Source organism: Streptomyces sp. NPDC053079 (genome assembly GCF_044546695.1).
GTDB lineage: Bacteria > Actinomycetota > Actinomycetes > Streptomycetales > Streptomycetaceae > Streptomyces.
In genome coordinates, this window is record NZ_JBITZJ010000009.1 from 393,121 (window position 1) to 412,569 (window position 19,449).

Annotated in this window: 16 protein-coding genes; 9 read left to right on the forward strand and 7 right to left on the reverse strand. The window is 72.8% G+C overall.

Features of this window, described 5'->3' with window-relative positions; all coding sequences use genetic code 11:
- Positions 1-146: 146 nt before the first annotated feature.
- Entirely contained in the window at positions 147-974 is an 828-nt protein-coding gene (locus tag ACIGXW_RS31670) for a M55 family metallopeptidase (protein WP_399576382.1), read from the reverse strand.
- A gap of 39 nt (positions 975-1,013) precedes the next feature.
- Positions 1,014-2,738, reverse strand: a complete 1,725-nt coding sequence (gene polX, locus ACIGXW_RS31675) for a DNA polymerase/3'-5' exonuclease PolX (RefSeq protein ID WP_399576384.1) — start codon at positions 2,736-2,738, stop codon at positions 1,014-1,016.
- A 270-nt stretch (positions 2,739-3,008) separates the two neighbouring features.
- On the opposite strand from polX, the gene ACIGXW_RS31680 reads away from it, so the two are divergent.
- The 3 genes from ACIGXW_RS31680 to ACIGXW_RS31690 all read left to right on the forward strand — a co-directional run bounded on the left by ACIGXW_RS31680 (position 3,009) and on the right by ACIGXW_RS31690 (position 6,516).
- Positions 3,009-3,830: a helix-turn-helix domain-containing protein gene (locus tag ACIGXW_RS31680; RefSeq protein ID WP_399576386.1), complete on the forward strand. Its 822-nt coding sequence runs from the start codon at positions 3,009-3,011 to the stop codon at positions 3,828-3,830.
- Positions 3,831-3,938: 108 nt separating this feature from the next.
- Complete coding sequence (locus ACIGXW_RS31685; protein ID WP_399576388.1) at positions 3,939-4,727, forward strand: VOC family protein; 789 nt, start codon at positions 3,939-3,941, stop codon at positions 4,725-4,727.
- Positions 4,728-5,010: 283 nt separating this feature from the next.
- On the forward strand, positions 5,011-6,516 hold the full coding sequence (locus ACIGXW_RS31690; protein ID WP_399576389.1) for a M28 family metallopeptidase: 1,506 nt from the start codon (positions 5,011-5,013) through the stop codon (positions 6,514-6,516).
- A gap of 27 nt (positions 6,517-6,543) precedes the next feature.
- Here the strand turns inward: ACIGXW_RS31690 and ACIGXW_RS31695 are convergent, their stop codons facing one another.
- Positions 6,544-6,702, reverse strand: coding sequence for a hypothetical protein (locus ACIGXW_RS31695; RefSeq protein WP_399576390.1), 159 nt, complete (start codon positions 6,700-6,702; stop codon positions 6,544-6,546).
- Positions 6,703-6,869: 167 nt separating this feature from the next.
- Positions 6,870-10,724 carry a helix-turn-helix domain-containing protein gene (locus ACIGXW_RS31700; RefSeq protein WP_399576391.1) on the reverse strand — a complete coding sequence of 1,285 codons (3,855 nt, stop codon included), beginning with the start codon at positions 10,722-10,724 and terminating at the stop codon, positions 6,870-6,872.
- 234 nt (positions 10,725-10,958) lie between these two features.
- Between ACIGXW_RS31700 and ACIGXW_RS31705 the strand changes: the two genes are divergently transcribed.
- Entirely contained in the window at positions 10,959-12,107 is a 1,149-nt protein-coding gene (locus tag ACIGXW_RS31705) for a hypothetical protein (RefSeq protein ID WP_079273837.1), read from the forward strand.
- A 43-nt stretch (positions 12,108-12,150) separates the two neighbouring features.
- Here ACIGXW_RS31705 and ACIGXW_RS31710 read toward each other — a convergent pair whose 3' ends face one another.
- A complete protein-coding gene (locus tag ACIGXW_RS31710; RefSeq protein ID WP_071963107.1) occupies positions 12,151-12,447 on the reverse strand; it encodes a hypothetical protein in 297 nt (98 codons plus the stop codon).
- A gap of 170 nt (positions 12,448-12,617) precedes the next feature.
- Positions 12,618-13,430: an AAA family ATPase gene (locus tag ACIGXW_RS31715; protein WP_107423024.1), complete on the reverse strand. Its 813-nt coding sequence runs from the start codon at positions 13,428-13,430 to the stop codon at positions 12,618-12,620.
- A gap of 308 nt (positions 13,431-13,738) precedes the next feature.
- On the opposite strand from ACIGXW_RS31715, the gene ACIGXW_RS31720 reads away from it, so the two are divergent.
- From ACIGXW_RS31720 to ACIGXW_RS31740, 5 genes are all read left to right on the forward strand, one after another.
- Positions 13,739-13,888 (forward strand): hypothetical protein, encoded by a 150-nt coding sequence (locus ACIGXW_RS31720; protein WP_177337840.1) that lies wholly within the window; start codon positions 13,739-13,741, stop codon positions 13,886-13,888.
- 145 nt (positions 13,889-14,033) lie between these two features.
- Positions 14,034-15,272, forward strand: a complete 1,239-nt coding sequence (locus tag ACIGXW_RS31725) for a hypothetical protein (RefSeq protein WP_399576392.1) — start codon at positions 14,034-14,036, stop codon at positions 15,270-15,272.
- Between the two features lie 23 nt (positions 15,273-15,295).
- Positions 15,296-15,808, forward strand: a complete 513-nt coding sequence (locus ACIGXW_RS31730) for a hypothetical protein (protein ID WP_399576393.1) — start codon at positions 15,296-15,298, stop codon at positions 15,806-15,808.
- Positions 15,809-15,839: 31 nt separating this feature from the next.
- A complete protein-coding gene (locus ACIGXW_RS31735) occupies positions 15,840-17,078 on the forward strand; it encodes an MFS transporter (RefSeq protein WP_399576394.1) in 1,239 nt (412 codons plus the stop codon).
- Between the two features lie 286 nt (positions 17,079-17,364).
- Positions 17,365-18,624, forward strand: a complete 1,260-nt coding sequence (locus ACIGXW_RS31740; RefSeq protein WP_399576395.1) for a globin domain-containing protein — start codon at positions 17,365-17,367, stop codon at positions 18,622-18,624.
- A 15-nt stretch (positions 18,625-18,639) separates the two neighbouring features.
- On the opposite strand, the gene ACIGXW_RS31745 is transcribed toward ACIGXW_RS31740, so the two are convergent.
- On the reverse strand, positions 18,640-19,326 hold the full coding sequence (locus ACIGXW_RS31745; protein WP_399576415.1) for a CBS domain-containing protein: 687 nt from the start codon (positions 19,324-19,326) through the stop codon (positions 18,640-18,642).
- Between the last annotated feature and the right edge of the window lie 123 nt (positions 19,327-19,449).

The following is a 19,449-nucleotide window of genomic DNA, read 5'->3' on the forward strand; positions in this document are numbered from 1 at the left end:
GTACGTCGCACGCCGGACGGCCGGTAGGGTGCCCGTTGCACAAGCGTCGGGTCGCATCAGGTTCCCGGCTGCCCGATGCGGTCTCCTAGCCTGTTCGTATGATCGACGACCGCGACCGGCGCGGTCGCCCCTGGCTCCCTGAGTCGCTAGCCGGGTTTGATGGTGGTGAGCTGTACGAGCAACAGGACCAGGCGGTAGGCGTCGGCGAAGTCGGCTGCGGTGAAGGTGACCGTGCGGCCGTCCTCGGCGCGTGCGACACCCGGCACGAGTGTCGCCAGATCGACCATGTGAGGGCTGGAAAGGTCGATCTCGAGCGCCAGTGGTCCGGATATGGCCAGCGGTGAAACCAGTGCACGTCGCGTGATGGCTTCGGCGGCCGCCCGGCGCAGCCGCTCCCGGGCTTCTTCGGGGTGCAGGGCGACTGCGGCGCCCTGGCCGAGGGCTTGTTTGACCGCGAGGGTGACCGCGGAGGGGACCAGATCGCGCAGTTCGGCGCAGGCGGTGTCGTCGCCGCTGAGCAGCACGACCGGTACGCCCAGGTGCCCGGCCATTGCGGCGTTGAGGCCGATCTCGCCCATGGGGCGTCCGGCCACCCGCACGTCGAGGATGGCGTCGCTCATGGTGTGTGCCAGCACGGCCGGCCCGGCACCGGCTCGTGCGTGGTAGCCGACGCACATGACAGCGTCGGTGTGTTCGTCGAGCCCGCCGAGCATGCCCAGCGGCCGGGGCTTTCCTCGAACCAGTCGTGCCCGTCGGTCCAGTTCCTCCGGCAGGAGATTACGAAACGGCCCGTGCGCGTCGGTGACCCAAACGACGGCGTCGGGTTCGGCGTCCAGGACGCCGGCGATCACGGCATTCGCCTCGGCCGTCATCAAGGCCCGGCCTCGTTCGTAGTCGTAGCGGTCCGGATTCGTCTCGGCGGGATGCACAATCCCCGAGATGCCCTCCATGTCAACAGAGATCAGCACCTTCATGGACCAGGGAGTGTACGCGTCGTGCGGCCCCGCGCCCCCTCAGCTCCCCGCCCGCAGGAAGCGCCGGAGCTTCTGCAGCGGCCACGTGTTGATGACGTCGTCCTTGGTCAGCCACCCCCGCTGCGCCGTGCCCACCCCGAAGCGCATGTAGGGCAGGTGCGTCACCGAATGCGCGTCGGTGTTCACGGCGAACTTCACGCCGTAGCGCTTGGCGCGCAGGATGTCCTCGTCGCACAGGTCCAGCCGTTCCGGATGGGCGTTGATCTCCAGGGCCGTGCCCGTGCGGGCGCAGGCCTCGAAGACCGCGTCGAAGTCGGCGTCGATGCCCGGGCGTTTGCCGATCAGGCGGGTCGTGGGGTGGCCGATGATCGCCACGTGCGGGTTTTCGCAGGCCCGTACGAGCCGGCGCGTCAGCTCTTCCCGGCTCTGGTTGAAGTGGGAGTGGACCGAGGCGACGCACAGGTCGAAGCCTTCGAGGAAGTCGTCCGGCCAGTCGACCTCGCCCTCCGGGCCGATGTTGAGTTCGGTGCCGTGCAGGAGCCGCATCTTGCGGTGCTTGCCGTCCAGTGCCCGTACGCGCTCGCGCTGGGCGAGCATCTTGGCGTCGGTCATGCGCTGCATATAGAGGTCCGGGGCGTGGTCGGTGATGGCGTAGTAGGCGTAGCCGCGCTCCGCGGCGGCGGCCACCATGTCCTCCAGCGGGGCGAGGCCGTCGGTGAGGTCGGTGTGGGTGTGCAGGTCGCCCCGGATGTCGTCCTCGGTGACCAGGTCGGGCAGTTCGTCGCGCAGCCCGGCGGCGACCTCGCCACGGTCCTCGCGCAGCGTCGGCGGGATCCACGGCAGGCCGAGCCGGGCGTAGATGTCCTCCTCCGTGCGGGAGGTGATCTTCTTGCCGCTCCCGGCGTGGAAGAGCCCGTACTCGGACAGCTTGAACTTGTGCCGCACCGCGATCTCCCGCACGCGGATGTTGTGCGCCTTGGAACCGGTGAAGTACTGCAGGCCCGCTCCCCAGGCGTCGGGCGGCAGTACGCGCAGATCGACCTGCAGGCCCTTCGTCGTGCGGATGGAGGTCTTCTTCTCCCCGTGCGCGATGACCTCGGCCGTGTACGGAAGGCCGGCGAAGGCGTCCATGAAGGGGCCGGAGCGGGCGGCGGCGACGAGGATGTCGATGTCGCCGATCGTCTCCCGCATGCGGCGCAGCGACCCCGCGTACGTACATCCTTCGCACCCTTTGATCGAGGACAGGTCGGAGACCACCTGGTCCGCGACGTCCATGGCGCCGCTGAGGAGGATCCGGCCACCGCCTGCCCTCTGCATGAGGGAGATTCCGTGCAGGATGTTCGCCTCGGTCTTCTCGCCGAAGCCCTTCAGGTCCCGCAGCCGCTCCGCCTGGATGGCGTCGAGCAGTTCCTCCACGGAGGAGACGCGCAGTTCCTCGTAGAGGGCCATGGCCTTCTTGGGGCCGAGCGTGGGAATGGTGATGAGCTCCCGTACGCCGGCCGGAATGGACGCCCTGGCCTCCTCGAGGGTGGAGACCTGTCCCGTGCGCAGATATTCCACGACCTTGTCGGCGATCGACTTGCCCACGTTGGGGATCTCCAGCAGGCCCTTGGCGTCGAGCTTGGAGACGTCGCCGGGGTAGCCGCCGATCGCGCGGGCCGCCTTTTCGTAGGCACGGGCCTTGAAGGCGTCACCACCGGTGATCGAGACGAGGTCGGCGTACTCCTGCAGCAGCGCCTCGACCTCCTCGTTGGGCCGGACCATGGATCCAGCGTGCCACGGGGACGCCGGGGCCACACTCCGGGCGGCTCCGGAGCCCACCACTTCCGGCGGCCCCGGCCTCCTCCTGGACGGCGAGGCGAAGCGCGTTCCCCCGCGACGCGCCTCGTCCGTCGTCAGATTCTTACCCGTGCCCCGCTCCCGTCACAGGCCGCGTTGTTTCCTGATGGAGTTGTTCAGGAACGCGGACTTCCTGTAATTCGGGACATGGTCCGCTGACGCGCACGGCCAGGACGGGCAGGGAGAAGAGGAACGGTGGACAGCAAGAAGGCGTTGAAGGACCTGCTGGAGGCGCAGCGTGCGCGGATCGATCCCACGGAGATCGGCTGGCCGCCGCGCTCGGGGCGGGGGCGTACGGCGCGGGGGCTCTCCCAGGCGCAGGTGGCGCAGCTGCTCTACAAGACCGAGCGCTGGTACGGGGAGTTTGAGCGAGGAAACCTTTCTTCTCCGGCGCCGGAGATGCTCGACGCCGTGGCGCGGGTGCTGCGCATGTCCGAGCACCAGCGCAGCGCGCTGTACCACTACTCCCTGGGGTACGAGCCGCCCGTCCCTGCCGACCCGCGGTCCGCCGACCGCGTCAATCCGGCCTGGCAGCGTGCCGTGGACGCCGTCACCGGCCACGCGGCCTACCTCACCGACACCGCCTGGAACCTGCTGGCCTGCAACGACATGTTCGTCAGGATGTTCCCGCGGGCGCCGGGCGCGCAGCCGCGGGTGCCGGAGCGCAACATGATGCGGTACATGCTGCTGAACCCGCAGGCGCGCGAGCTCATGCTGCTGAGCTGGAAGGAACAGTGGGCGGAGCCGGTGACCGGGGCGTTCCGCGCGGCCCTGGCCGCTCACCCCGGCAACGCGGACCTGCAGCAGTTGGAGGCGGACGTGATGGCCGACCCGGAGGCGGGAGCGGTCTACCGTCGTGGCGGGGTCGCCCACATCCACCCCGACGGGGACCGGCGGGCGTTGCGCCACTGGGCCTACCCGGGCGAGCCGGCCGGGCACGTCACCATGTGCATGGCCCGGCCGTACGGATCGCCGGGAGCGCGCTTCACGATCCTGGTGTTCGACCCCGGACCGTGACGGGGCGGCCGGCCGTCGGGGGGCGACTGTCAGTGGCCCCTGCCATGCTGAATTGCGATCGACGGCAGCACGCCGGAAGCGACGGCACCACGTTCGAGGAGCTGACCCATGCTGACATCCACGCACGTTCCCGGCGGGCCGAGCTGGCTCGACCTCGGCACCCCCGACGTCGAGGCGGCCGTCGCCTTCTACCGGGGAGTCTTCGGGTGGGAGTTCGCTTCCGCCGGTCCGGAGGCGGGCGGCTACGGCTTCTTCCAGGTGGACGGCAAGACGGTGGCGGCCGTCGGACCGCTGACGGAGGAGGGGGCGTCCTCCGCCTGGACGGTGTACTTCCGCACCACGGACGCCGACGCCACGACGAAGGCCGTGGAGCAGGCGGGCGGCACGGTGCGCTTCGGCCCGGCCGACGTCTTCACGGCCGGGCGGATGGCGGGCTTCACCGACCCGACCGGGGCCGAGTTCGCCGTGTGGCAGGCCGGCGAGACCAAGGGCCTGGACCTGGTCAACGCGCCCGGATCGGCGAGCTGGATCGAGCTCTACACCACCGACGCGGCCGCGGCTAAGGCCTTCTACCAGCAGGTCTTCTCCTGGGAGATGCGGGACATGCCGATGGGGGAGGAGCTGGTCTACATCGTGGCCGGGCCCGCCGGCGGTGGCGTGGAGACGATGCACGGCGGCCTCCTGCAGCTGCCCGAGGAGAATCTGGCGGCCGGCTCGCTCTCCGAATGGCACCCGTATTTCGAGGTCGTGGACTGCGATGCCACGCTGGCCGCGGCCACGGCACAGGGCGCCGTGGTCCTCATCCCCACCATGGACGCGCCGGGCATCGGCCGGCTGGCCATCTTCGTCGATCCCTTCGGGGCGCCCTTCGCGGTGATCACGAGCGCGTCGGTCTGACCTGCGATCCGAGCGTGGCGGGCAGGCCGCAGGCCCGTGCGCGTCGGCCCGACTGCCGCCCCGCCGTGTGTGACGGCGCCCCGAAGCCCCGTCAGAAACGCGGCAGCGCCCCCTTCCTCGCCTGGCGGCACAAGATGGCGATCTTGTGTCAACTGCCCACAGACCCCTCCCGTGACCTGCGTCTACTCGGTACCGTCCCCTTCAACCGCGATCGGTGTTCGATCGCGTTGACCGCAACCCGGGCGGCCACACCAGGGCCGACCCGTTCCGGAAAGGGACTTCCGTGCGCGCACACCTCCGCCGCAGAGCGATATCGGCGCTCGTCACGACCGCCGTCGCCACTCCCGTGCTGTTCGCCGTCGCCGCGCCCGCCGAGGCCCGGCCGACGACCTCGGCCCAGCAGCGCGACAAGGCCGAGCGGCTCGCCAAGAAGCTCGTCAAGGCCTCCTCCGGGAAGAGCGCCTACCGCCATCTGGAGGAGTTCCAGGAGATCGCCGACGAGCACGGCGGCAACCGCGCCGCCGGCACGGCCGGGCACAAGGCGTCCACCGAGTACGTCTACCGGCTGCTGAAGAAGGCCGGTTACGACGTCTCGTACCAGAACTTCGACTTCTACGAGTCGAAGACGCTGGGCGAGAAGCTGAGCGTCGTCTCCCCCGAGCCGCGGGACATCAAGGTGGCGGCCTACGACTTCAGCAAGTCCTCGCCCAAGGGCGGTCTCGTGGCACCGGTCGCCGCGGCCCGTGTGGACGAGACCCCGGGCTGCGAGCTGGACGACTACGCCTCCGGCACCTTCACCGGCAAGATCGCGCTGGTCAAGCGCGGCAGCTGCACCTTCCAGCAGAAGGAGGAGGTCGCCGCGAAGGCGGGCGCCATCGGCCTCATCCTCTACAACCACTCCGGCACCGAGCCGGTGCACGGCACGGTCACCGACCCGGCCAACGCCCACATCCCCGCCGGCGGCATCTCCAAGGCCGACGGCGAGGCGCTGGCCGCGCAGGTCGCCAAGGGCGAGACCAAGGTGAACCTGGACGTGAGCACCGAGGCGATCAAGCGCCAGACCCGCAATGTGATCGCCGAGACGCGCGGCGGCAGCGCCGACCACGTGGTGGCGCTCGGCAGCCACCTCGACTCGGTGCCCGAGGGCCCGGGCATCAACGACAACGGCTCCGGCTCCGCCGGCCTGCTGGAGGTCGCCCTCAAGCTCGCCGAGCAGATCCGCAAGCCCGGTCAGCAGCCCACCAACAAGGTGCGGTTCGCCTGGTGGTCCGGTGAGGAGCTGGGCCTCCTCGGCTCCGAGCACTACGTCAAGCAGCTCAGCGAGAAGCAGCGCAAGCAGATCGCGCTCTACCTCAACTTCGACATGATCGCCTCTCCCAACCCGGTCGAGTTCGTCTACGACGGCGACGACTCCGACCGCAAGGGCGAGGGCCCCGGCCCGCAGGGTTCGGCGCAGATCGAGCGGCTCATCAACGGCTACCTGGACCGCCAGGGCGCGCCGCACGAGGGCACCGACTTCGACGGCCGCTCCGACTACGGCCCGTTCATCCAGGCCGGCATCCCGGCGGGCGGCACGTTCACCGGCGCCGAGGGCATCAAGACCAAGGAGCAGGCGGAGAAGTTCGGGGGCAAGGCCGGCGCCGCCTACGACCCGAACTACCACGGTGCCGGCGACACCCTGGCGAACATCGACCGCAAGGCGTTCGACACCAACATCGACGTCATCGCGCACACGGTCGGCATCTACGCCCACGACCTGAGCTCGCTGACCCAGCCGGCCCAGGGCTGATCCCGAGCCAGGAGCGCCGGCCCCGGCCTACAGCCGCGGCCGGTTGTGCCAGACCGTGTAGACGCCGGTCAGGGCCGCGGCGTACTCGCCGAAGTCGGCGGGGCTCACGTGGTCGGCGAAGATCAGCGTCACACAGGCGGCCATGGTGACCGCGAAGGCGAACATGTCGGCGAGTTCGGTGTTCATGACGGGGCTTCTTTCGTCGACGTCGGCCGTGGGAGCGGAGGCGCCGGCTGGAGCGGAACCGTGGCGTCCGGTGTTCTGAGTCTCGGCATATGACAGGGCGTGAGCCAGGGGTTGTCCGTTGCCCGCGGGCAACAGGCGCCGGGCAACCCCTCGCGACCTGCGATTTCTCAGGGGCACCCCGGGGCGTAGGGCACATCCGGCAGCAGCCGGCGCCAGGTCCGTTCGTCGACGTCGCCGACCGCCTCGCACGCGCCGGACAGGACCGCGTCGACGCCGAGGTCCCACCGGCGCACCGTGGCGTCCTCGGCGACCGACACCACAGGGCCCCGCTCGCCGAGGAACGCCGCGGCCCTGACCCGGCCGGTGTGCCCGGTCAGGGTGAGCAGCAGCCGTCCGTCGTGCGGGTCCCAGACGCGGACGGTGTTGTCGCGGCCCGTCGTCACCAGGCGGGTGCCGCCCGGATCGAAGGCGGCCGAGGTGACGGGGCCCGTGTGCCCGGCCAGGGTCCGCAGCCGGTGGCCGTCGCGCGGGTCCCAGAGCTTGACCGTGTAGTCGCGGCTGGCCGTGGCCAGCGTGGTCCCGGAGGGGTCGACGGCCAGTCCGAGGACCGTATCGGCGTGGTCGGCCAGCTTGTGCAGCTCGCGGCCGTCGGACGCCCGCCAGATCCGGGCGGTGTTGTCCTGGCTGGCCGTCGCGAGGGTGGCGCCGTCCAGGAACAGCACCCGGTAGACGGCGTCTTCGTGCCCGAGCAGGCGCTGCTCCAACCGTGGCGCCGCCCCGTCGGTGCGCCACAGCCGCGCGGTGCCGTCCTCGCCGGCCGTGGCGAGCGAGGACGGGTCGCCGGGCCGGAAGGCCACCGAGGTGACCGCCCGCGCGTGGGCCTGCCAGCTGTGCACCGGGCGGTCGGGGGAGGCGGTGCGCCATACGGTCGCGGTGCCGCGCCCGTCCCCGGCCGCGATCAGCGAGCCGTCCCGGCTGAAGGCCACCGCGCGCACCGGCCGGTCGGACACCCGCAGGGTGCGCACCGCGCGGTCCCGCATCCCCCGCAGGCGTACGGTGCCGTCCTGACCGGCCACGGCCAGCAGGGAGCGGTCCGGGCTGAGGGCAGCGTCCAGCCACGCCGTCGCGGGCCGGACGGCCAGCTCCCCGGCGTGCGGCGTCCACAGGCGCAGCGTGCCGTCCTCGCCGGCCGTGGAGAGCCGGCGGCCGTCAGGAGAGAAGGCGATGCCGTGCACGGGGCCGAGATGGCTGGCCAGTACGGCGGTCCGGCGCCGGTCGGACAGGTCCCACACGCTCGCGGTGTCGTCCTGCCCGGCCGCGGCCAGGCGCCTGCCGTCGGGGGAGAAGGCGACGGCAAGAACGGAGTCCTGCATTCCGTCGAGGGCGGCCTCCCGTTCACCGGTCGCGGCGTTCCACAGTCCGACCTCGTCGTGCCACTCGCCGGTGGCCAGGTGCCTTCCGTCGGGGGAGAAGGCCAGCGAGCGGATCTGACCGCGGTCCTTCGTGCCGACGAGCCGGCTTTGCCGGGTACGGACGTCCATCAGCCACACCCGCCCGTCCAGGCCCGCGGCGGCCACCCGGTGGCCGTCCCCGGTGACCGCCACGGCGTACAGCGGCCCCAGCGCGGGGTCGAAGGACTCCGCCCCGGCGTCCGCGCTGCCCGCCGCGGCCTTGGTGGCCGCGCCGGCCGGGCGGGAGAGCCGCACGGTGCCGTCCCGTCCCGCCGACACCAGCACCTCCGCGTGATCGGACAGGGCCACGGCCCGTACGGCGCCGTGGTGCCCACCGCCTCGTACCGCAGGGGCGAGGCGCCCGGTGCCGGCGTCCCACAGCGTCACCGCGCCGCTGTCGTCGCCCCACGCCGCCAGCGGGCTGCTGCGTGCGACGGCCAGGGCCCGCACCGCCGTACGCCCTTCGGCCACCACGCGGGAGCGTCGGCTTCCGGCGCCGTCCCACTGCCGTACGGTCCCGTCCGCGCCGGCCGACAGCAGCCGGCCGGGGTGCGGCTGCCAGGCGACGGCGAAGACCGGCCCGCGGTGTCCCGTCAGCCGTCCGGCGTAGGGCTGCGCCTGGGAGCCGAGGACCGCGCTGGCCGCGGCGGGGGTGTGCGCCTGCCGCCAGGCGGCGGTCGCCAGCAGCATCGACACCTCCGGCCGGGCGGTGCTCAGCGCGGTGGCGCGGAAGGCCAGTTCGGCGGAGCGCGCGGCGCCGCGTTCCGCCACGGCCCGCAGGCCCTGATGGACCGCCACCGCCCCTCCGGCCACGGTCAGGACCAGGAGCACCGCCAATGTGGCCAGCAGCCGGTGGAGCCTGCGGGTCCGGCGCCGTTCCGCGGCCCGTTCGGCGGCGGCGTGTTCCGTCGCGGCCTCCACATACGCCTGTTCGACCTCGCTCACCGTCCCGATCGGGTGGGCCGCGAGGTCACGGGCCGCCTCCAGCCTGCTGCCCCGGGGCAGCAGGGCGGGGTCGCGGTCTTCCGCGTCCCACTGGCGGGCGGCCGCGCCCAGTTGCTGCCGGGCGTGCAGCGTGGCGGCATGGGTCTCGATCCACCCGTGCAGGCGGGGCCAGGCGTGCAGCACCGCTTCGTGCGCCAGGGCGACCTCGTCGGCGTCGACGGTCAGCAGCCGGGCACGGGCGAACTCCTCCACCACCTCCAGGACGGCACCGGGGCAGGAGCCCGCCTGCCGTGCCAGCTGCTCGCGCGGCACCCGGCCGCGCGTGGCCCGGCCGTCCTCGTCGACGCGGACCAGCCCCAGAAGGGCCGTGCGCGCCGCTTCGCGACGCTCCGCGGACAGCCGCGCGTACGCCCGTTCCGCCGTCGCCGCCACCGCGCCGGCGATGCCTCCGGCCTGCTGGTATCCCGCCACGGTCAGCGTGCCGTCGCGGCGGCGCTGCCAGGTCGCCAGCAGCGCGTGGGACAGCAGCGGGAGCGCGCCCGGCCCGAACCCGCCGTGCCCCGCCCCGAGGTCACGCAGGATCAGCTCCACGAGCCCGGGCTCCGGCTCCAGCCCCACGGCGGCGGCCGGCCGTACGACCGCCTCGCGGATCTCCTCCGCCCGCATGGGCTCCAGCGGCAGCTGGCCCTCGCGCAGCGCGGCCGCCAGCTCGGGAAAGGCCAGGCAGCTGCCGTAGAAGTCGGCCCGCATGCCGAGCACCACCAGCGCCGCCGAGCCGTCCCGGCCGCCGGCGAAGGCGGGCCCGGTCGCGAGGCCGTGCACGGCGCGGACGTACTCCGCCTGCTCGTGCGCGTCGGCGCACAGGGTGAAGAGCTCCTCGAACTGGTCGACGACGAGCACCAGACGCACCGGCTCCGCGGCGCTCCTCCCACCGGCGCGACCGGACGCCCTGCCCCGGGCCGGGGCGAGGGCCTCGTGAACGGCCCGGGCCAGGGCGCCCGGACCGTGGTCCAAGGCCTGACGGAGGCGCCCGGGATCCGTCCCCGACGCGTGCGCGACCTCGGCCAGCAGCGTGTCCACCGGCTGCGTCCCGGGCCGTACGGTGACCACCGGCCAGCGGCTCGAACCGCTCACCGGCAGGACGCCACGGCGCAGCGCGGGCACCAGACCCGCCTGCAGCAGCGACGACTTGCCCGTACCCGAGGCGGCCACCACCGCGGTGAGCCCGGAGCCGTCGAGCCGTTCGGTGAGGCGGTGGACGAGCGCCGCCGTCGCCCGTTCGCGCCCGAAGAACCAGCCGGCCTCGGTGACCCCGAACGCCGCCAGACCGCGGTACGGGCACACCTCGAGCGGTGCGCCGCGCCGCTCCCGGTCCGCCTCCGGCACCAGCCGGGTCAGCTCCCCCGCCGCGCGCAGGGCGCCCTCGCAGAGCAGGGCCATCTCCGGCGTTATCGGCTTCTTGCCGGTCTCCACCCGGCTCAGATAGCCCTTCGTGTAGTTGACCAGGTCGGACAGCCCCGCCAGTGACATGCCGCGCGCCTGCCGGAGCCGGCGCAACTGCTCCCCCGGAGTGACCGTGGAGGCGGAGACCCCGCCGCCGTCGCCCTCGTCGCCGCGCTCGTCCATGAATGCCGTCCTTCTTCCTGAATGGGCTACTTGCCACAGGTTGTCCTGTCGGGGCGCGGTGACGGCAGGGCTCGACGCCCGCGGGCGGAGAAACCGGTCCTTCGAGTGACCGTCGCCCCCTCGGTCGTCACCGACGGTGACGTGTTGCTCCGTGCGGCGGCGCCCGACTGGCCGCACGGCCCGGGCTCTGGTCATCTGGGAAAGGCCCGGGAGCGGGCCCGGAGGAGGATGACGATGGATATCGGTGCCCTGACCGACGCGACACTCCGTGATCTGCGCCGCCCGCGCGACTATCCGGCGGTGTCGCTGTTGCTGCCCACCACCCGGCGCTCGCCCTACAGCGCCGAGGACCCGGTGCGGCTGCGCAACACGGTCGCGGAGGCCAAACGACGGCTCGCGGAGGACCCGAAGGTGACCCGGGCCGCCCGGATGGACGTCGAGAAGCGGCTCGACGCGGCGGCCGCCGAGGTCGACCTCACCCACTCGTCCGACGGGCTGCTCATCCTGGCGGCCCCGGGCGAGCACCAGGTCTGGTACCTGCCGCGCTCGGTGCCCCAGCGCGTGGTGGTCTCGGACACCTTCCTCACCCGCAACCTGGTCGCCGCCCGCCTGCTGGGAGAGCCCTACTGGGCGCTGGTGCTGTCCGAGAGCGGGAGCCGGCTGTGGGACGGCGCGGGAGACAGCCTCGAGGCGGTCACGGGCAACGGGTTCCCGGTGATGCCCGAACTCCCCGACCACCAGGACGCGCTGCCCGGCCGCAACTTCGACAAGGTGGGCAACCACTCCATGACCGAGCGCGCGGAGGCGCACGTCGAGCGCGAGCGTCAGTACCTGCGCAAGGTCGCCGGCGCCCTCATGCCCGTCCTGGAGCGCGGCCGCCGGCCGTTGTACGTCGTCGGTCTGCGGGAGCAGATCGCGCTGTTCGAGAAGGTGTTCCCCGCCCGCGACGCGATCGCGGCCCGCGTCGAGAGCGGGGGAGCGGTCGGCAAGTCCGCCCACGAACTCCTCGGGCTGCTGCACCCGGCGTTCGAGGAACGCCGCAGTTCCCGGCAGGGAGAGGTGCTGCGCCGCCTCGACGACGCGCGCGGGGCCCGGCGCTTCACCTCGGGGCTCGACGAGATCTGGCAGACCGTCCGGCAGGGCCGGGTGGCCCTGCTGGCGGTGGAGGACCACTACCAGGTCACCGCGCGGGTCGACGGCAACGGCGGCCACCCGGTCAAGGTCGAGTCGCCCACCGAACCCCTGGCGGCGGACCCCGACATCCGCGAGGACGTCGTGGACGAGCTCGTCGAGACCGCCTTCAAGAACGGCGCGGACATCGAGTTCGTCCCCGACGACACCCTCGCCGGAGAGGACCGGGTGGCCGCCGTCCTCCGGTACTAGCCGATTCCTCCGGCGGATCGGGGCGGCGGCCAGGAGACCGTCGTCAGTGGGTCACGACGTTGTGCGCCGGAGTCACCTGCGGCTGGACGTGGCCGAACCCGAGGTCGGAGACGATCGGGGCGAGGGTGGCGGCGAAGGATTCGAACGCCTCGGGGGACTCCCAGACGTCGGTGACCCGCCAGCCCCCGTCGACCGGGCCGGCCGCATGGGAGATGAGCCCGTTCGCCCCGGGCAGATCCGCGACAGCGGAGAAGCCGCGTCCGCCGGTGAGGCGGTCGATGCAGGCGTCGTACACATCCTGCGTGGCGCCCTGGAGTTCGAACGTGACGATGATGGCCATGTGCTGCCCGCTTTCTGTCCGTGGTTGTCCCGATCGGGCGTTTCTCTACCCGGTCCCCCAAGCGGTGACGCACCTCGCCCGTGGCCTCGGGACGCATTCGGCTGTACGGCCGTACGCCCCGCACGCCGGTTCGGGCGCGGCTGCGCGGGGCCCGTGCCGCCGTCCGTGGGTCAGGAGGGGCCCGCCGGCCGCTCCCGGGCCTGAGCGGCGGAGTCCGCGGGGGCGGCCCGGTCCTGGTCGAACGTCACCGACAGCACGTGCTCGCGCGAGGTCCGGTCGAGCAGTACCACCGAGGCCGCCTCCGCCACCACGTCCGGAACGGGGCGCGGCGGCGGGGGCGTCGTCATGTCCGGTGCCGCCGTGCCGTGCGCCGCCTCACCGGACAGGGCGTGCAGCAGCCGGTCGAGTCCGCGCCGGTGCCGGGCGAAGACGCGCTCGGAGGCCCACCGGCCCCGTGCCGCCTGGCCCGCCAGGGCCTCGTCGGCTCCGACGTCCAGCAGCACCAGGTGCAGCTCGCGCCCCTGCCGTCCCGCGGTCCGGGCCAGCCAGCGGCGCATCCACGCCCGGCTGCCGCAGTCGTGCACCAGAAGCGGCCCTCCGCCGCGTACTTCGGCGCGCAGCCAGCGGAAGTGCTCCAGCCGCGCCCACGGCCGGTACACCGCGTACGGCAGGCGCTCCGGCATCACGGCCTCGCATGCCACATGGACCGCCCGGGGGTCCACGGCGGACGCGACCTCGCGCGCGCCCCCGGCCGTGGCGTCGCCCGGCGCCGCCTGCGACCAGCGGCGCAGCAGGGTGCTCTTGCCGCTGCCCGGAAGGCCGGAGACCACCACCACCGCACCGGGCGGGTAGGACAGCGTGGCGGGAACGCCGTCGACCGCTCCGCGCAGGTCCACCAGCCCGCGCGGCCGCGATGCCGCCCCCTCTTGCCCGGTCGTGCCGGTTCGTGCCTCCGCTACGGCCGGTCCGCCTGTGTCTCCCACTGTCCCTACCGTCCCCTGTCCGAACCCCGACTGCCCCCGAGCCTCGCACGGCCCGCCGGACCGCCCCCGAGGACCCCCTGCCGGGTCGGCAGTGGGACAGCCTTGAGGACGCCGCGAAGGGCCGGCCGGTTCACCGTCCGCAGGGGCCGGACGGCGCGGTCCCGGCCAAAGATGGGACGTCGGAGCGGTTTTGAGTCAGCGTCACATTGCCAACCGTTGACACCTTCTTGGCCATCGCTTTACCGTCTGTGTCGGGTGACGCACACATATGGGCGCCGCCGCATAACCCCATCCTTTGGAGGTCCGCAATGGAGAAGCTGATCAAGAAGATGGCCCAGGACGACGTCTGGCGGGGTTGGGTCGCCGCCAACTCGGCCACCGAGGCCGCGAAGAACGGTTGCATCAGCGTGGCCAAGTCCGGCTGCATCAGCGTGGTCAAGACCGGTTGTATCTCCTGACCCCTTCCCGATCAACCCCGCTGTAGAGCCAGACCGGAGCGGGCCGGGCGGCAACCTCACGTCCGCGCGGCCCGCTTCGCGGTACACCGCACGGGACCCCCGGCGCGGGGCCTCCCGTTCTCCGAGCACACCTGAGGGGTGGCACATGGACGGTCAGCCGACGGCCGACATCGTCGATCGGATCAGGGACATCCCGATCTACCGTGAGTCGATCGAACGTGGCCACTTCCCGATACTCGAGAAACCCGAGATCGCGCGCGGCTTCCCGGACAACTGGATGACGCCCGCGCTCGCCGCCGCGCTGGAGGCCGGCGAGGCGGAGTTCGTGCTCTCCACGGGCACCAACCACGCCCGCATGCAGATCATCCGCCCCCCGTACTTCCTGCTGAACTCCTACTACCGGCTGTGGAGCGAACACCCCGACATCGCCCACACCTGGCACGAGGGCTGCCGGCGCCTCTCGCTCACGACCGTGCTGGCCACCGAGCACGTGGCACGGGTCAACGCGAAGAAGCGCGGCGCACAGCCCGACGCCCGCCCGGCCCTGGAGGACCGCCGGCTCGACGCCCGTACGCTCTACCTCAACCTGCGCCTGGACCCCGCACTGTGGGAGCGCGACGAGGTCGAGCGCATGCTCGCCGAGATACGGGCGGCCCGCGACGAGCACCCGCAGGGCCTCTACCACCTGGACTGCTCCAGCTACCACCTGGCGCACCTCGTCCGCAAGGTCGGGGAGTGGGACCTGTGGGAGGACTTCCCGCAGCCCGCGAGCATCATCCACGCCTACGAGTACGCCCCCGACAACGTCCGCGCCTACCTGCTCGAGCACTTCGCCTGCCCGGTCGTCGACCTCTTCGGCAGCACCGAACTCGGCTACCTGTACTACAGCGACCGCGACGGCCGGTTCCGGCCGTACCTCGACGAGATGAGCGTCGAACTCCTCCCGGTGGCGCCGGGAAGCCGGATCTACAGCCTCATCGTCTCCAGCGTCCGCAACCCGCATATGCCGCTGATCCGCTACCGCTCGGGAGACTGCGCGCGCACGCTGGACGGAACGCCCGACCCCACCAGGATCTCGAAGTTCTGCGGCCGCGAGAAGGAACTCCTCGCCACACCGGACGGGCCCGTCTCCCAGGGAGACCTCGACGACCGCGTCAGCGCCGCCTCGCCGCGCGTCTTCGTCCACCAACTGCGGGTCACAAACGAGGCGGAAGCCGAACTGCACTACGTGACCTTCGACGACGCCCCCCTCGAGCCGCACGTCGCCGAGGTGCTGGAGAAGAGCGTCGGGGAACTGACCGGCCGCGCGTGCAGGCTCGAACACCGCACTCACATCCCCATCGGGAAGTCCGGGAAGTACGCCTGGCTCGCCCAAGACCACTGACCACCCCGACGGAAGAACCCGCCATGACCACACCGCCGCACGTGTCCGCCGACGAGCTCAAGGCCCTGCTCGGCGACACCCTCCACGCCGAAGTGGTGACGCACTTCACCGCCAGGACCGGCGCGGCTCCGGACCACGTCGAGCGCCAGGTCACCGAGTGCCTGCGCTACCTCTACCTCGTCTCCCGCCACCAGGAGCAGCTCAGCGGCCTCTTCCTGCCCGTCGAGCAGGACATCGACGAGATATGGCACTACCTCATCCTGCAGACGCGCGAGTACCGCCTCCTGTGCGAGGAGCGGCTCCCGGGAGGCTTCTTCATCCACCACCGCAGCATCGCCTACGAGGAGTACCAGCAGGAGCCGGGCCGGGAGCAGGCGCTGGAGGAGGCCCTGCGCTGGATCCCGCTGTACGTCCGCGAGTTCGGCCCGTTCGACGAGGGCGCACTGCCGCACTGGACGATCGTGCGCTTCCTGCACCAGCAGATGGACATGTCGCTGCAGGAGATCGCGGCGCTCGAACCGCTCGGTGCCGCGTAGCACCCCGCCGGAGCACCCGAAGGATGAGCTCATGAGCAATCCGCCCGCGGCGCCCGCCGCGCAGAAGCGGATCCTGACCGTGCTGGTGATCGCACAGGTCCTCAGCGGCGTCGGCACGGCCGCCGGCATCACCGTCGGCGCGCTGCTGGCCGAGGAGATGCTGGACTCGACCGGCCTGGCCGGAGTACCCGCGGCCCTGTTCACCGGCGGCGCCGCGCTCGGCGCCGTGGGCATCGGCCGGATCAGCCAGTGCTGGGGGCGCCGCCCCGGCCTCACCCTCGGGTACGCCGTCGCCGCCCTCGGCAGCGCCGGCGTCGTCCTGGCCGCGACCGTCGACAGCGTGGTGCTGCTGTTCGCCGCCCTCCTGGTCTACGGCGCCGGCACCGCGACCACCCTGCTGGCCCGGTACGCGGGCGCGGACCTCGCCCCGCCCGCGCGCCGCGGCCGCGCCGTGAGCACCGTGCTGTTCGCCACCACCCTCGGCGCCGTCGTCGGCCCCACCCTGGTCGACGTCACCGGGGACGTGGCGCACGCCTGGGACATCCCCCGCCTAGTGGGCCCCTTCCTGCTGGGCACGGTGGCCTACGCGGCGGCCGCGGCCGTCATCGGCGCGCTGCTGCGCCCCGACCCGCTGCGGCTGGCCCGCGAACTCGCCGCGGCGGACACGGGGACGGCCGCCGGAGCCCCGCAGGGGGTGGCCCCGCAGGCCGACGCGCGCGGGCTCGCCACCGGCACGGCCATCATGGTCATCAGCCAGCTCGTGATGATCGCGATCATGACGATGACGCCCGTCCACATGACGGCGCACGGCCATGGAACACAGGCGGCCGGCCTGGTCATCGCCCTCCACGTCGGCTCGATGTACCTGCCGTCACCGCTCACCGGACTGCTCGTCGACCGCCTCGGCCGGCTGTGGGTCGCCGCCGCCTCCGGCGTCGTCCTGCTCACCGCGGGCCTCCTCGCGGCCCTGGCACCGCCGCACTCCACGCCCACCCTCGCCGCGGCCCTGATCCTGCTCGGCATCGGCTGGAACTTCGGCCTGGTCAGCGGCACCGCCGTCATCACCGACGCCGTGCCGCTCGCCACCCGCGCCACCACCCAGGGCATGGTCGACGTGGGCATCGCCATCGCCGGCGCCACCGGCGGCATGGCCTCCGGCATGGTCGTCGCCTCCGGCAGCTACTCCCTGCTCGGGGTCGGCGGGGGCATCCTCGCCCTCACGATCGTGCCCGTCGCCGCCCTCACCGCCCGGCGCGCCCGTACCGCCTGACGCACGATACGGCCCGCCACCGCCGCCCTCACCCTACGGACGCGTCCGGGAGGGCGATGACGGTCGTTCGCCCCACACCGGCGGGCATGTGCCGCGGCCCTTTCGCCATAGCGGCCCGGACCAGCATGGATAGGGCCGAACGGCCCTGATATCCCGGGCCCTTAGGGCACATTCGGCCGCTGTCATACTGCTCCACGCCCGCGGCCGGGAGCGCGTACGCCCTGCCCGCGGCCGCCAGGCCCGGCCGACGGCCGTCGCCACGACGGAGCACAAGGAGAACCAGCCCGTGAACACCCCCCGGGGCAACGACTACTACGCGCTGCTGGCGCGCCACGACGCGATGCGGCTGCGCAAGGCCCTGCTGGCCCCGGACCGGCCGGGACCGGAGGCCCTCCCCGGGCGCGCGCCGGCCGGCCCCTGCCGCGACGAGGCCGACCGTCGGCTGATCGCGGCGCAACTCCACCTCGTCACGCCCTTCGAGGACCTCATCACCCACCTCTACGAGGCCATGTTCCGGCGCTGGCCCTACCTGCGGTCGCTGTTCCCGGAGTCGATGGCGTTCCAGCGCGAGCACCTCGCCCTGATGTTCGGCTACCTCACCGAGCACCTGGACCGGCCCGAGGAGGTGACCGCGACCTTCACGCGGCTCGGCCGCGACCACCGCAAACTCGGCGTCCGGCCGGTGCACTACGAGGCGTTCGAGGCGGCCCTGCGCGAGGCGTTACGCAAGCAGGCCGGCCACCAGTGGACGGAAGGGCTGGAACAGGCCTGGCTGCGCATGCTGCGGTTCGCCGTGGACGCCATGGTCGCCGGCGCGGACGCCGCCCTCACCGAACCCCCCTACTGGCACGCCGTGGTGGTCGGCCACGAGCTGCGACGCCCGGACCTCGCCGTGCTGCGCGTCAGGACGCACGAGCCCTACCCCTACCGGGCCGGACAGTACGCCGCGCTGGAGTCGCCGCTGCTCCCGCAGACCTGGCGGCAGTACTCGATGGCGTGCGCACCCCGCCCCGACAACGTCCTGGAGTTCCATGTGCGGCGCACCGGAACCGGCGGGGTGAGCGAGGCGCTGGTGGCCCGCACGGGCGTCGGGGACACCCTGCGGGTGGGGCCGGCGGCGGGGACGATGACCCTGGACGACGACCTCTCGCGCGATCTGCTGCTGGTGACCGGCGGCACGGGACTGGCCCCCGCCAAGGCCCTGCTGGAGGAGCTGGCGGGCCGGCGCACCGGCCACCGGCGCGTCCACCTGTTCCTGGGCGCGCGGCACCGCGAGGACCTGTACGACGCGGACTGGCTGACGGCCATGGAGCGGCGACGGCCGTGGCTGCGCGTGGTGCCGGTGCTCGACGACGGGCCCGGCGCCGGCGGCGGCACGGTCGCCGACGCGGTGCGCCGCCACGGCGACTTCTGCGACCACCGGGCCTACGTCAGCGGCCCGCCGGAGATGGTGGGCGCCACGGTGCGCCGGCTGAGGGAGCAGGGCCTGCCGGGCGAGCGCATCCACCACGACCCGGTCCTCGGCGCGGGCGACGCCCGGCGCTGAGGACCCCGCCCCGCCTCAGGCGTACGGGGCCGGTTCGGCGGTGCCCGCCGCGGTGTCGTCGGTCTCGGCGGCCAGGTGGTGGTCGACGCTGACGACGCCGTCCACGCTCTGGCAGAGCTGGACGAGCACCGGCACGAGGCTCTTGCGCCGCACCGATCCGCTCAGCCGCACCTGGCCGCCGGTGACCTCGACGCCGACGGCCGACGGCGGCTCGCGCAGGGTGCGCACGAGCACGTCCTCGATGATCTCCTCGCGGATGGCCCGGTCGCTGCGCAGGAAGACGCGCAGCAGGTCACCGCGGCTGACGAGCCCCACCAGCCGGCCCGTGCCGTCGACGACCGGCAGCCGCTTGACCCGGTGCTCCTCCATGGCGCGGGCCGCCTCCACCACGCTCCACTCCGGCCGGGCGCAGATGGCGGGACTGGTCATCAGCCCCTCGGCGGTCGTCGCCGCGTGCTTGGCACCCCCCAGCGGGCCCTGGGGGTCGAGCTCGAACAGGCCGGCCGGATCCGGCTGCTTCGAGGCCTTGGCCAGCAGGTCGGCCTCGGAGACCACGCCCACCGGCCGGTCCTCGGCGTCCACCACCGGAACCGCCGTGATGTCGTGCTCGTGGAGCACGTGCACGATCTCCGTGAACAGGGTGCCGCGCTGGATCCGGACGACCGAGTGGGTCATCAGGTCGCCAACGGTTCTGTGCTGCAACATCGTCCCGTCCTTTCGGTGCACCGGGAGGGCGGACGCGGCGCCGCGGCCTTCCGGGAGTGCACCTCAAGCCTCGCACACGCTGATCGTCACGGGGGCCGGTGCGGGGGACGAGGCCGTCGA

Excerpts from the sequence above, each read along its gene's own strand:
- ACIGXW_RS31670 (WP_399576382.1), bottom strand. The coding sequence starts at position 974 with ATGAAGGTGCTGATCTCTGTTGACATGGAGGGCATCTCGGGGATTGTG.
- polX (WP_399576384.1), bottom strand. The coding sequence starts at position 2,738 with ATGGTCCGGCCCAACGAGGAGGTCGAGGCGCTGCTGCAGGAGTACGCC.
- ACIGXW_RS31685 (WP_399576388.1), top strand. The coding sequence starts at position 3,939 with ATGCTGACATCCACGCACGTTCCCGGCGGGCCGAGCTGGCTCGACCTC.
- ACIGXW_RS31695 (WP_399576390.1), bottom strand. The coding sequence starts at position 6,702 with ATGAACACCGAACTCGCCGACATGTTCGCCTTCGCGGTCACCATGGCC.
- ACIGXW_RS31700 (WP_399576391.1), bottom strand. The coding sequence starts at position 10,724 with ATGGACGAGCGCGGCGACGAGGGCGACGGCGGCGGGGTCTCCGCCTCC.
- ACIGXW_RS31705 (WP_079273837.1), top strand. The coding sequence starts at position 10,959 with ATGGATATCGGTGCCCTGACCGACGCGACACTCCGTGATCTGCGCCGC.
- ACIGXW_RS31710 (WP_071963107.1), bottom strand. The coding sequence starts at position 12,447 with ATGGCCATCATCGTCACGTTCGAACTCCAGGGCGCCACGCAGGATGTG.
- ACIGXW_RS31720 (WP_177337840.1), top strand. The coding sequence starts at position 13,739 with ATGGAGAAGCTGATCAAGAAGATGGCCCAGGACGACGTCTGGCGGGGT.
- ACIGXW_RS31725 (WP_399576392.1), top strand. The coding sequence starts at position 14,034 with ATGGACGGTCAGCCGACGGCCGACATCGTCGATCGGATCAGGGACATC.
- ACIGXW_RS31730 (WP_399576393.1), top strand. The coding sequence starts at position 15,296 with ATGACCACACCGCCGCACGTGTCCGCCGACGAGCTCAAGGCCCTGCTC.
- ACIGXW_RS31735 (WP_399576394.1), top strand. The coding sequence starts at position 15,840 with ATGAGCAATCCGCCCGCGGCGCCCGCCGCGCAGAAGCGGATCCTGACC.